The 11,534-nt window shown below is 63.6% G+C and carries 13 protein-coding genes and 1 pseudogene; 2 read left to right on the forward strand and 12 right to left on the reverse strand.

Features of this window, described 5'->3' with window-relative positions:
- Nucleotides 1-478: 478 nt before the first annotated feature.
- On the reverse strand, nt 479-1,123 hold the full coding sequence (locus AC0L30_RS35215) for a response regulator transcription factor (RefSeq protein WP_007599443.1): 645 nt from the start codon (nt 1,121-1,123) through the stop codon (nt 479-481).
- 85 nt (nt 1,124-1,208) lie between these two features.
- Here AC0L30_RS35215 and AC0L30_RS35220 point away from each other — a divergent pair, with 85 nt between their 5' ends.
- A complete protein-coding gene (locus tag AC0L30_RS35220) occupies nt 1,209-2,549 on the forward strand; it encodes a histidine kinase (protein ID WP_007599442.1) in 1,341 nt (446 codons plus the stop codon).
- A 94-nt stretch (nt 2,550-2,643) separates the two neighbouring features.
- Here the strand turns inward: AC0L30_RS35220 and AC0L30_RS35225 are convergent, their stop codons facing one another.
- The 9 genes from AC0L30_RS35225 to coxB form a co-directional block, all read right to left on the reverse strand.
- Complete coding sequence (locus AC0L30_RS35225) at nt 2,644-3,009, reverse strand: nuclear transport factor 2 family protein (RefSeq protein WP_007599441.1); 366 nt, start codon at nt 3,007-3,009, stop codon at nt 2,644-2,646.
- A gap of 338 nt (nt 3,010-3,347) precedes the next feature.
- Nucleotides 3,348-4,100: an SURF1 family protein gene (locus tag AC0L30_RS35230; protein ID WP_219684753.1), complete on the reverse strand. Its 753-nt coding sequence runs from the start codon at nt 4,098-4,100 to the stop codon at nt 3,348-3,350.
- Complete coding sequence (locus AC0L30_RS35235; RefSeq protein WP_473406265.1) at nt 4,097-4,498, reverse strand: DUF983 domain-containing protein; 402 nt, start codon at nt 4,496-4,498, stop codon at nt 4,097-4,099. The genes AC0L30_RS35230 and AC0L30_RS35235 overlap by 4 nt, the downstream gene beginning before the upstream one ends.
- 99 nt (nt 4,499-4,597) lie before the next feature.
- A complete protein-coding gene (locus AC0L30_RS35240) occupies nt 4,598-5,494 on the reverse strand; it encodes a cytochrome c oxidase subunit 3 (protein WP_007599437.1) in 897 nt (298 codons plus the stop codon).
- 78 nt (nt 5,495-5,572) lie between these two features.
- Complete coding sequence (locus tag AC0L30_RS35245) at nt 5,573-6,223, reverse strand: cytochrome c oxidase assembly protein (protein ID WP_354159704.1); 651 nt, start codon at nt 6,221-6,223, stop codon at nt 5,573-5,575.
- A 5-nt stretch (nt 6,224-6,228) separates the two neighbouring features.
- Nucleotides 6,229-6,405 (reverse strand): hypothetical protein, encoded by a 177-nt coding sequence (locus AC0L30_RS35250; protein ID WP_007599435.1) that lies wholly within the window; start codon nt 6,403-6,405, stop codon nt 6,229-6,231.
- Entirely contained in the window at nt 6,402-7,346 is a 945-nt protein-coding gene (locus AC0L30_RS35255) for a heme o synthase (protein ID WP_473406266.1), read from the reverse strand. Before AC0L30_RS35255 ends, AC0L30_RS35250 begins: the two co-directional genes overlap by 4 nt.
- 60 nt (nt 7,347-7,406) lie before the next feature.
- Nucleotides 7,407-9,032, reverse strand: coding sequence for a cytochrome c oxidase subunit I (gene ctaD, locus AC0L30_RS35260; protein ID WP_007605061.1), 1,626 nt, complete (start codon nt 9,030-9,032; stop codon nt 7,407-7,409).
- 88 nt (nt 9,033-9,120) lie between these two features.
- Nucleotides 9,121-9,960, reverse strand: coding sequence for a cytochrome c oxidase subunit II (gene coxB, locus AC0L30_RS35265; RefSeq protein ID WP_007599432.1), 840 nt, complete (start codon nt 9,958-9,960; stop codon nt 9,121-9,123).
- A gap of 448 nt (nt 9,961-10,408) precedes the next feature.
- Here coxB and AC0L30_RS35270 point away from each other — a divergent pair, with 448 nt between their 5' ends.
- Nucleotides 10,409-10,954, forward strand: coding sequence for an invasion associated locus B family protein (locus tag AC0L30_RS35270; protein ID WP_007599430.1), 546 nt, complete (start codon nt 10,409-10,411; stop codon nt 10,952-10,954).
- An 11-nt stretch (nt 10,955-10,965) separates the two neighbouring features.
- Here AC0L30_RS35270 and AC0L30_RS35275 read toward each other — a convergent pair.
- Nucleotides 10,966-11,289 (reverse strand): annotated as a pseudogene (locus AC0L30_RS35275) (DUF5615 family PIN-like protein).
- Nucleotides 11,290-11,293: 4 nt separating this feature from the next.
- Nucleotides 11,294-11,518 carry a DUF433 domain-containing protein gene (locus AC0L30_RS35280; protein WP_007599426.1) on the reverse strand — a complete coding sequence of 75 codons (225 nt, stop codon included), beginning with the start codon at nt 11,516-11,518 and terminating at the stop codon, nt 11,294-11,296.
- Nucleotides 11,519-11,534: the final 16 nt, after the last annotated feature.

The raw sequence follows: 11,534 nt of genomic DNA on the forward strand, positions 1-11,534 counted from the left end.
TATTGTTTTGTGCTCAACCGCCACCCGGCGGGGCGGGGGGGCCCATACAATTAAACCCCCCCCAAACAAAACCCCCCCCCACCAAACGGGGCGGCGCCACGCCCCCCCCCCTCTCTTGGAAGGTCTGTCGTTGTGTGCAGACCGGTTTGGCCTCTTGGGGTCACCGACCCGCAAAAACTGTTCGCGCAAGCTTTCGTCGGCTGTCACGACATCGTCAAGGGACAAAACGGGATGTGCGAGAAAATGTTCCTGTTTTTCCCGACACGCTTCGGCGCGGGCAAACGTTCGCGAGCGGTCTTGCGTCACGCACTGCCATTATATCCCGAACGATCGGACAGTTCGGGAACGAACGATGGCTGCGCTCATTGTGTCGGCGGATGGTATCGGCGCTATCCATGCATTGCCCGGCTGAGCGCCGAGACCGGTCCGCCCGCCGAACCGGCAGCATCCTGGAGCAGCCGGTTCGGCGCCCCGGGCGTCAGTTCATCCCGATTTCCACCGCGATCCGGATCAGGTCGGAATGGTTCTTGGCACCGAGCTTCTGCTTGAGCAGGGAGGTGGTGTTGGCGACGGTCTTGTAGGAGATACCGAGCGCCTCGGCGACCTCCACGATCTTGTCGCCTCGACCCAGCAGGCGAAGAATCTCGAGCTCCCGCGGCGTCATCTGCGAGGCAGGATTGGCCTTGATCGCCGCGCCGGAAAACGTCACGGCTTCCGCGAGCTGCGGTGAGATGAAATTGTCGCCCGCAACCACCTTGCGCACCGCCTTGAGCAGGATCCGGGGATCGTCGCCCTTTGAGACGTAGCCCTGCGCCCCAAGCTCGACCGCCCGCACCACGAAGGCCGGATCGTCGTTCATGCTGAACATGATGATCTTGGCGTCAGGATCGTCCTTACGAATGCGCCGCATCAGTTCAAAGCCGGAGACGTCGGGCAGGCTGATGTCGATCACAGTGACGTCGGGCCGCTTGCTGACATAGGCGCGATGCCCGGATTTGGCGTCGGTCGCCTCGTCGATCCGGATCGAATGGTCGGTGGCGAACAGGGTGCGGCAACCGGACAGCACGACGGGATGGTCGTCGACAATCAGGACGCGGGTCGCCGGCTTGGCAGTATCTTGCATTGTAATTCTCTAGTTTTTCGACTCATAAACCGACGGGAACAAATGGAAAGAGCAAAATCCCCTGACGCGCGTTAGAATTGACCTAATGTGGCAACGCTTCTCGTTCAGGACCCAACTGTTTCTGCCGCTCGGCTTGAGCTTCCTTGCCGCGCTGATCATGGGGGGCGTGCTGCTCCAAACCTTCGCGACCGGCCAATTGGCGGACGAGAACGAGCCGGGGCGGCGTTCGATTCAGACCATTGCCGCCGCGCTCAACAATACCCTGCGCACCTCGAACAACCCGCGGCAGACGCTCGACGCCTTTGTCCATTCTCTGGACACCTCCTCCGATATCCAATTCCGTGCCGTGGAGACGGGTCCAGCGTCCTCAGCGAGGGGCGGCCTGCGCAAGCCGCATGGCGTACCGCAATGGTTTGTCGACCTGCTCACCATTCCAGACATGGACGCGGCAGCTGCGGTGACGATCGACGGCCAGCGTGTCGGCGATCTCGTCTTCCTGCCGGACCTGTCGGCTGACCTGTTCGAGAAGTGGATCGGCTTTCTCGCGCTGACCATCCTCGTTGCCGTGCTGATGGTGCTCACCGGCACCATTGCCTATGTTTTCGCGGGATCGGCCCTGCGCCCGCTGCAAGATCTCGGCGAAGGACTCACGCGGATGCGGCGCGGCGACTACGCAACGCCGATCCCGGTCAGAGGACCGCCGGAAATCCGGCAAAGCTGCGAGGAGGCCAATGCGCTGGCCGAAACGCTGGCGCAATTGAGCCAGGACAATCGCGACCTGCTGCATCGGCTGGTGTCGCTCCAGGACGACGAGCGGCGCGATCTCGCGCGCGAACTGCACGACGAACTCGGTCCGCTGCTGTTCAGCATCCGCGCCGGCACGATCGCATTGGCCGACGCCTCGCCCCCGGCGGGAAATCCCGGCAGTTCGGCGCAGGATGTGTTGCAATCGGTCGAGGCGCTCCAGCAGACCAACCGCCGCATCCTCGACCGGTTGCGACCGCTCTACATCGAGGAATTGGGTCTGGAGACCACCGTGCAGACGCTGCTCCGGAATTTTCGCAAGCAGGCGCCGTCTATCGACCTGACGGACACGATCGATCCGGATCTCAACGCGATCGGCGGGCCGCTGGCTCAGACCGTCTATCGCGTGATTCAGGAGGCGCTGACCAACGTGCTGCGTCATGCCGGCGCCAGCAATGCCCATGTGCAGGCGACCTTCGCCGGGGAGACGGTCGTCATCGAGATTTCCGACGATGGCGGCGGCTTTCCCGAAGGTAATGTGTTCGGCCGCGGCCTGACCGGCATGCATGAGCGCGTGCGCGCACTCAGCGGATCGCTGTCACTGCTGCGCGTGGACGACAGGACTTATGTGCGCTGCCGCCTTCCCGCCGAGCCGGCACGCGAGGCGCCGGTCACCGGCTAGAGCCTTTTCGAGCGAAGTGGATACCAGTTCGCGTGAAGAAAACGCGTCAAAACAGAATCTGGTGTTCGGTTCTGACTTAATCAGGACGGAAACTCTAGCACGCCCAGCCAAGCTGCGCGTTCTGTCGCGCCGGCTCGCACAGCGTGGTGCGGATCTTGCCGTCCGGACTAAAACAAAACGAGGCGCGGAAGCGTAGCGCGCCGGCGACGGAATATTCGAGATCGACGCCGTGTGGCGCAGGATGGATTTCCTCCAGCCCGAAACCGACCGACGAGAAAGCGCTGAGCCGCGGCTGCCAATAGGCTTCGAGCTCGCTCCGGCCGCGATAGCGCTGCGTGCCGTTGCACGTGCATTCGACGTGGGCGTCGTCCGCATAGAGGTCGAGGAGCGCCGCGAGGTCGCCCTTCCTGCAGGCATCCACCCAGTCGACGACAATTCCCATCTGGTCGAAATCGCTCACGCTGCAATCCTGTCGGCCGCGGAAAAACGATGGCGGCTTAGGACCACACTCGTGAATGTGCGCTGAATGGTAAACCCCGGGCGATACCGGGTTCCCTGGCAGGGCTGTCGCATATGAAGAAACATATTCGACTGCGGCCATCCTTCGAGACGCCCGCCTGCGGCGGGCCCTCAGGATGAGGGATGAGTATGCGGCAGCATTTCAACGCGGATGGATGCAGCTGAGCCTCATCCTGAGGAGGCCGCGAAGCGGTCGTCTCGAAGGATGAGGCGTTCGCTCTGGCGCCGCCGAGACGTCATATGCGATAGCCCTGGGTTTCCTGAGTGGATCTACGGAGCTCAGCCCCGTCGCCGCCCTCTTGCCCAAACGGCGAAGGCGATGAGCACGGCGCCTGCAAGCGTGAACCAGGTGATGGCGTATTGCAGGTGATCGTCCTTGAGATGCACGTCGAGCGGCCCCGGCCGCGGAATGCCGTTCTCGGGCGCGGGCTGCTCGAGGTCGACATAGAACGGCGCAACCGCGCCCCAGCCCAGCGCGCTCGCGATCGCCACGTGATCGCGCACGAACCACAGCCGCTTGTCGCGGTTCGCCGCCGGGGTCAGCCAGCCAGGTGCCTCGGGGAAGCGCAGATAGCCGGTGAACGAGACCGCCTGCCCCGTGACGAGCTTCTTGACCGCGCGATCCTCGACGCTGCGATCCTGCATGGTATTTTCGACGAAGCCCGCATCGATCACCACCGTCTCGCCGCTCGGCAGCCGCGCCGGCAGGAACGCCCAGGTGCCGGGGCCTGACGCATCCTTGCGTACGGCGGATCCGGGGGAATAGACCATCGCATCGGGCAACGGCGCATAGGTCGCGGTAAAGCTGACACGGCGGAATTCATCGCGCGCGGGGCTTAGCGCGGCCCATCGCGCCGGCGGCGGCAGAGCGACCGGTGCCTCCGCGAGACGCTCGGTGAGTGCGGCGATCAGCTCGTGCTTGGCGATGCGGCGCTGCAATTGCCAGATACCGAGCACGATGCAGACCGCAGTCAGGAATAGCGTGAACAGCGCGAAGCCGGCCACGCGGGGCTTGCGCGCGGTCTCGTTCATTTCGCGCGGTCGACCAGCCGGCCCGGTGCCGCCTTATGGTGGAATTGCAGCGCGATCAGCAGCGACTTCATGGCGCGCAACGGCAGCAGGGTGGTCGCAAGGATCAGCGGCAGCCACAGCACCGCATGCAGCCAATACGGCGGCTGGTACTTGACCTCGACGACGAGCGCGCAGCCGACCACGATCGCACCGGCCAGCATGATGATGAAGATCGCCGGACCGTCACCGGAATCGATGAAGGCGTAGTCGAGGCCGCAATGCTCGCAGGACGGCGCAAGCGTCAGGAAGCCCGCATAGAGCTTGCCCTGGCCGCAGCGCGGGCATTTGCAGGCAAGCCCGCGCAGCGCGCTCTGCAGGACGGTGGCTTGCGGTTCGGACGTGTCGTCGGCTTTGTTCATGATGACAGGGTCTATCACAGTTTCTGCCGAAACCCCTGCGCGCAGAAAAGCAAAAGGGCGGCCCCGGGGCCGCCCTTTCTCGATCCGAAGTCAGCCCGCTCAGTGCGCGCCGTGGGCCATGGTCTCGGCGCCGTGTCCCCAGACATAGATGCAGAGGAACAGGAACAGCCAGACCACGTCGACGAAGTGCCAGTACCAGGCGGCGAACTCGAAGCCGAGATGCTGGGTCGGCGTGAAGTGGCCGGCATAGGCGCGGAACAGGCACACCAGCAGGAAGATGGTGCCGACCAGCACATGAAAACCGTGGAAGCCGGTCGCCATGAAGAAGGTCGCGCCGTAGACGTTGCCGCCGAAGGAGAATGCCGCGTGGCTGTACTCATAGGCCTGCACGCAGGTGAAGAGCGCGCCGAGCACGACGGTGAGGATCAGGCCATACTTCAGGCCCTGGCGATCGTTCTCGAGCAGCGCATGGTGGGCCCAGGTCACCGTGGTGCCGGAGGTGAGCAGGATCAGCGTGTTGAGGAGCGGCAGATGCCAGGGATCGAAGGTCTCGATGCCGTGCGGCGGCCAGGTGCCCGGCACGGCGCAGGCGCCGGCCGCAGTCCCGAGACCACAGCCGAACACCGCATCGCGGGTGGCGTGGACGGCGTCGGCCGGGAATAGCGCCGCGTTGAAATAGGCCCAGAACCAGGCGACGAAGAACATCACCTCCGAAGCGATGAACAGGATCATGCCGTAGCGATGATGCAGCTGCACGACGCGGGTGTGGTCACCCTTGTACTGGGCTTCCCTGATCACGTCGCCCCACCAGCTCGCCATGGTGTAGAGCACACCGACGGTGCCGACACCGAAGATGATCGGCGCAGCCGAGAACATGTGGTGCATCCAGGTGATCGCGCCGACCGCCATGATGAAGGCGGAGATGGAGCCGACGACGGGCCATGGCGAGGGATCGACCAGGTGGTAGTCGTGATGCTTGGTGTGCGCCGTTGCCATTTGCGGTCTCGCTCCTCAATCCCGTGCCTGTCAGGCACTTATCCCCTTATGTCCAACCCCGGCGCGTGAGCCCGGAGATCAGAGATTTCCTTTGCGTTTGTCGTCTTCGCTGGCCGCGAGCGGCTTCACCACCGGATCCTTCACCGGATAGAACGTGTAGGACAGCGTGATCGTGTTGAGACCGTCGTTCTCGTGGTCGTCGGTGATCGAGGGATCGACGTAGAACACCACCGGCATCTCGCGCTTCTCGCCCGGCGCCATGGTCTGTTCGGTGAAGCAGAAGCAGTTGATCTTCTGGAAATAGGATCCGACCGTCAGCGGCGCGACATTGTAGGCGGCCTGGCCTGCGGTGGTCCGCGCGGCCTGGTTGGTCACCGTGTAAAAGACGGTCACGACCTGGCCGATATTGACCTCGATCTCACTCTGCTCGGGCTCGAACTTCCAGGGCAGGCCGGGCGCGACGTTGGAATCGAAGCGCACCGCGATCTTTCGTGCGATCGGACCGCTGGCCGGCGCCGAGGTCGCGACCTGGGTCGTGCCGTTGAAGCCGGTGGCGCGGCAGAACCAGTTGTAGAACGGCACCGCCGCGTAGGAGGCGCCGACCATCAGCGCGACCACGCCGCCGCAGATCGAGGCGACCACCACGTCGCGGCCAAGCCCTTTGGAAGGCCTGCGGCCTTTGGCGGCCGTCCGGCTCTGATCCTGCGATATGGTCGGCTTCTGATCCATGTTTCCTACATCGGCCGGACGAGCACGGCCGGCCCCTTGACCATGGTGACGGCGAAGAACAGCACCACGAGCACACCGAGCGCGAGTGCGATCGCGATCGAGCGCTGACGACGGCTCTTCTTCTGCGCCTCGGTGAGGACGATTCCATCTATCTCGGGTTTGTCGGCCATTCCCGCGATCATGCGCCCCCTACCATCGCCGCAAGCGCCCGGAACACGACCTCGGCCAGCAAGGTCGCAAACAGCGCGAACAGATAAAGGATGGAGAACGCAAACAGCTTGCGGGTCGCGCGCAGCGATTGGCTGCGCTCGCGACGGACATAGACGTTGATGGCGAACGCCAGCATGCCGGCGCCGAGGATCAGCGAGACGATGCCATAGATGGCATCGAAATAACCAAGCGCCCAGGGCGCAGCAGCGACCGCGATCAGCACGATAGTATAGAGCAGGATCTGAAGCCGGGTTGCGTCGGGGCCGGCGACGTTGGGCAGCATCGGAATGCCGGCGCGCGCGTAATCGTCGGAGCGGAACAGCGCCAGCGCCCAGAAGTGCGGCGGCGTCCAGAAGAAGATGATGGCGAACAGCAGCAGCGGCTCGACGTCGACCGTGCCGGTGACCGCGGCCCAGGCCACCACTGGCGGCAGCGCGCCGGCGGCACCCCCGATCACGATGTTCTGCGCGGTCCAGCGCTTCAGACCGATCGTGTAGATCACGACGTAGAAGAAGATGGTGAAGGCGAGCAGCGCGCCCGCGATCCAGTTGACCAGGATGCCGAGCGTCATCACCGAGAAGAAGGCGAGCGTCATGCCGAAGGTCATCGCCTCGGGGCGGGTGATGCGGCCGCGCGGAATCGGCCGGTTCGCCGTGCGCGACATCTTGGCGTCGATGTCGCCTTCGAGCGCCATGTTGAGCGCGCCGGACGCGCCGGCGCCGACGGCGATGCAGAGCAGCGAGGTGATGGCCAGCACCGGGTGAAAATGCCCGGGTGCCATCGCCATTCCGACCAGCGCGGTGAAGATCACCAGCGACATCACCCGCGGCTTCAGGAGCGCGATGTAATCGCCAACCTCCGCTTCGGAGATGCGGGGATTGATGTCGACGGCGTTGTGGTCGAGGACGGACACTAGACTGACTCGCTTGGTTGTCGAGCCGCGGCGCCCGTCACGGGCGCCGCGAGCATTTGCTTACTGCACGCGGGGCAGCACTTCGAACTGGTGGAAGGGCGGCGGCGAGGGCAGCGTCCATTCCAGCGTGGTCGCACCTGCACCCCACGGATTGTCGCCAGCCGGCACCTTCTTCGCGAAGGCGTCGATCACGCAATAGAGGAAGATCAACACGCCGAAGCCGGAGATGTAGGAGCCGACCGACGAGACCAGGTTCCAGCCCGCGAACGCGTCGGGATAATCGACATAGCGGCGCGGCATGCCCGACAGGCCGAGGAAGTGCTGCGGGAAGAACACCAGGTTCACGCCGATGAAGGTGACCCAGAAGTGCGCCTTGGCGAGCCCTTCATTGTACATGTAGCCCGACATCTTCGGGAACCAGTAGTACCAGCCGGCGAAGATTCCGAACACCGCACCGAGCGACAGCACGTAGTGGAAGTGCGCGACGACGTAGTAGGTCTCCTGGAGCACGCGGTCGACGCCGGCATTCGCCAGCACCACGCCGGTGACGCCGCCGACGGTGAACAGGAAGATGAATCCCACCGCCCAGATCATCGGCGCGCGGAACTCGATCGAGCCGCCCCACATCGTGGCGATCCACGAGAAGATCTTCACGCCGGTCGGGACCGCGATGACCATCGTGGCGGCGACGAAATAGGCCTGCGTCGCCGAGGACATGCCGACCGTGTACATATGGTGCGCCCACACCACGAAGCCGATGCCGCCGATCGCGACCATGGCGTAGGCCATGCCGAGATAGCCGAACACGGGCTTGCGCGAGAAGGTCGAGACGATCTGGCTGACCATGCCGAAGGCGGGCAGGATCAGGATGTACACTTCGGGGTGACCGAAGAACCAGAACAGATGCTGGAACAGCACGGGATCGCCGCCGCCTTCGGGGTTGAAGAACGTCGTGCCGAAATTGCGGTCGGTGAGCAGCATCGTGATCGCACCGGCGAGCACCGGCAGCGACAACAGCAGCAGGAACACCGTCACCAGGATTGACCACACGAACAGCGGCATCTTGTGCAGGGTCATGCCCGGCGCGCGCATGTTGAAGATGGTGGTGATGAAGTTGATGGCGCCGAGGATCGAGGAGGCGCCCGCCAGATGCAGCGACAGGATCGCGAAATCGACGGCCGGGCCCGGATGGCCCGAGCTCGACAGCGGCGCGTACATGGTCCAGCCGGCGCCGACGCCGTTGGCGCCCGGCTCGCCCTCGACGAAGGTCGACATCAGCAGCAGCGCGAACGAGGCCGGCAGCAGCCAGAACGAGATGTTGTTCATGCGCGGGAACGCCATGTCGGGCGCGCCGATCATCAGCGGCACGAACCAGTTGCCGAAGCCGCCGATCATCGCGGGCATGACCATGAAGAAGATCATGATCAGGCCATGGGAGGTCACGAACACATTGTAGGTGTGCGTCTCGTGGAAGATCTGCACGCCCGGATACATCAGCTCGGCGCGGATCGCGATCGACATCGCGGCGCCGATGACGCCGGCGATGACCGCGAAGATCAGGTACATCGTGCCGATGTCCTTGTGGTTGGTCGAATAGACGTAGCGCCGCCATCCGGTCGGATGGGCGTGCTCGTCATGTCCGTGGTCTTGCGCGTGATCGCCGTGTGCCGCTGCGCTCGTTGCCATTTTCTAATCCTGCCTTGCGTCCCGATCGGACCTCTGGAGGTCCCGCCCTTATGTCGCTTTCAGTTTCCTCGAACCCTTCGCCCGGCGCTCACTGCGTCGGGCCGGCCGTGGAGGCGTAGGTGCTGGTGCCGCCGCTCGCGTACTTCTTCTTCGCCGTCTCGACCCAGGAGGCGAACTCCTGGTCGCTCACCACGCGGATGGCGATCGGCATGAAGGCGTGGTCCTTGCCGCACAATTCCGAGCACTGGCCGTAGAACATGCCGGTCTTGGTAGCCTTGAACCAGGTCTCGTTGAGCCGGCCCGGAATAGCGTCGATCTTGACGCCGAAGGACGGCAGCGCAAAGGCATGAATCACGTCGGCCCCGGTCACCTGAACCCGGACCACCTTGTTGACGGGCACCACCATCTCATTGTCGACGCCGAGCAGGCGGGGCTGCTTGTCCTGGGCCATCAGCGAGTCGAACTCGAACTTGCCGTTATCAGGATAGGCGTAGGACCAGTACCACTGCTTGCCGGTCGCCTTGATGGTCAGATCCGCCTTCGGCACGTCGAGCTCGAGGAACAGGAGCCGGAACGACGGCACCGAGATACCGACCAGAATCAGCACCGGAACGAGCGTCCACGCCACCTCGATCAGCGTGTTGTGCGTGGTCCGCGACGGCACCGGATTGGCTCGCGCGTTGAACTTCACGACCACGATCACGAGCAGCGCCAGAACGAACAGCGTGATCAGCGTGATCAGCACGAACAGGAAATTGTGAAACCAGACGATGTTGTCCATCACCGGGGACCCGGACTGCTGCAGCGTCCACTCCCACGCAGCCGGTTGCCCGAGCTCGGCAAATGCCGCACCGCCCGTCGCCAGCGTCAGACCCGCTACGGCCAATCCCAGCAAGTGCCGGCCCACCGGGCCCATCGACATCTTCATGCCGTTCGCGCTCCCCTAACGAAATCACCCCAAGTGCATTCCCCTATTTTCGGGAAACGCTTTATTCGATCCCCCCGTCTGACAAACCGCCGCGCAAGAATACCTCTAAGAGGAATTGGGGCCAGATCGCTAGAACGCCGAAATCAAGCCTCTCAAACCATAATTCTTGATCTATCGCAATGCAGTCTTGAGCCTCGTCTGTCAGCCATCACCCGCAAGATATTTCCTAGTAACATCAGACAAAAATACCATTTCCCGGGATGCTGCCGCTTGACAGCGGAATTGCCCGCGGTAGGCACTGGCGGACAGCCGCACAGGAACCTGATTCGTGCGGGCGACGACGGCCGGGGCGGCGTGGAATTTGCTTGCGAATCGCCTTCAAGACGCCGTCATTCCCGTATCAGTCCGCCTGACGCGAGCGACCCAGGCGAGCAGAGGGACCGACCCGATGGGGTTTTCGAGATCCATGGCAAGGCGGGCTAAAAGCCAGGCTGGCGGCCTCACGATGCTGGCTGCCCTGCTGGCGGCGGTCGTCGTCCTGGCGCTTCCGGGCCTCGCCCATGCGCAGGGCGCGGTGCGCTCCGTCCATGGCGACTGGCAGATCCGCTGCGACACCCCGCCGGGCGCCCAGTCCGAGCAATGCGCCCTGATCCAGAGCGTGGTGGCCGAAGACCGCTCCAACGCCGGCCTGACCGTAATCGTCCTCAAGACCGCCGACCAGAAGAGCCGCCTGATGCGGGTCGTCGCCCCCCTCGGCGTTCTCCTGCCCTCCGGCCTCGGCCTCAAACTCGACAACCAGGATGTCGGCCGTGCCGGCTTTGTCCGCTGCCTGCCCAATGGCTGCGTCGCCGAAGTCGTCATGGACGACAAGCTGCTCGGCCAGCTCCGCACCGCCAAGACCGCGACCTTCATCATCTTCGAGACCCCGGAAGAAGGCATCGGCTTCCCGCTCAGCCTGAACGGGCTCGGCGAGGGATATGACAAGCTGCCATAGGCTCTAACGGCCTAATAAATCTCAAGGCAGGCAGTGCTGTCATCGCTCTCGAAAGACTCAATCGTCCGCGCGTGCCGGCGAAGCAGAGCCGCAATCGTCGCGGTCGTTTGATTGCCCGCCCGAAGCCAAATCACTTTGGGTGGAGAGCCCAACAGGCCCGCCAGCTCGGCAAAATCGACGTCCTAGGTCACAATCGCGAAACCATTTGCCTTCGCAAACTCCCAAAGCGCACCGTCGGCGACTTCGGACAGACCATGAGACCGGACGTGACTCGAATCCGGAAAAAGGTCGTCGATCATCTGGCAAAGTTTGAAGCTGAGGTTCTGATCGAACAGCGCCTCATATCGGTGCGGTCACCAATCGCCTCTCGCGGTCGGCGGCATAGGCCAGGCAAGCGCGGATATCGTCCTCGGTCAGTTCGGGGAAGTCGTCGAGGATTTGAGCGTGGGTCTGGCCAGCAGCCAGCCAGCCGAGCACATCTGCCACAGCGATCCGCATGTGGCGGATGCAGGGTCGCCCACCGCGTTTGCCAGGTTCAATCGAGATGATATCTCGGTAATTCATGAAACTAGCATAGCAC

This window comes from Bradyrhizobium sp. MI1.11 (assembly GCF_055811255.1).

Bases quoted from the DNA above. Each gene is read 5' to 3' on its own strand.
- AC0L30_RS35230 (WP_219684753.1), bottom strand. From the start codon at position 4,100: ATGAACGAGACCGCGCGCAAGCCCCGCGTGGCCGGCTTCGCGCTGTTC.
- coxB (WP_007599432.1), bottom strand. From the start codon at position 9,960: ATGAAGATGTCGATGGGCCCGGTGGGCCGGCACTTGCTGGGATTGGCC.
- AC0L30_RS35240 (WP_007599437.1), bottom strand. From the start codon at position 5,494: ATGGCAACGGCGCACACCAAGCATCACGACTACCACCTGGTCGATCCC.
- ctaD (WP_007605061.1), bottom strand. From the start codon at position 9,032: ATGGCAACGAGCGCAGCGGCACACGGCGATCACGCGCAAGACCACGGA.
- AC0L30_RS35250 (WP_007599435.1), bottom strand. From the start codon at position 6,405: ATGATCGCGGGAATGGCCGACAAACCCGAGATAGATGGAATCGTCCTC.
- AC0L30_RS35280 (WP_007599426.1), bottom strand. From the start codon at position 11,518: ATGAATTACCGAGATATCATCTCGATTGAACCTGGCAAACGCGGTGGG.
- AC0L30_RS35235 (WP_473406265.1), bottom strand. From the start codon at position 4,498: ATGAACAAAGCCGACGACACGTCCGAACCGCAAGCCACCGTCCTGCAG.
- AC0L30_RS35245 (WP_354159704.1), bottom strand. From the start codon at position 6,223: ATGGATCAGAAGCCGACCATATCGCAGGATCAGAGCCGGACGGCCGCC.
- AC0L30_RS35270 (WP_007599430.1), top strand. From the start codon at position 10,409: ATGGGGTTTTCGAGATCCATGGCAAGGCGGGCTAAAAGCCAGGCTGGC.
- AC0L30_RS35220 (WP_007599442.1), top strand. From the start codon at position 1,209: ATGTGGCAACGCTTCTCGTTCAGGACCCAACTGTTTCTGCCGCTCGGC.
- AC0L30_RS35215 (WP_007599443.1), bottom strand. From the start codon at position 1,123: ATGCAAGATACTGCCAAGCCGGCGACCCGCGTCCTGATTGTCGACGAC.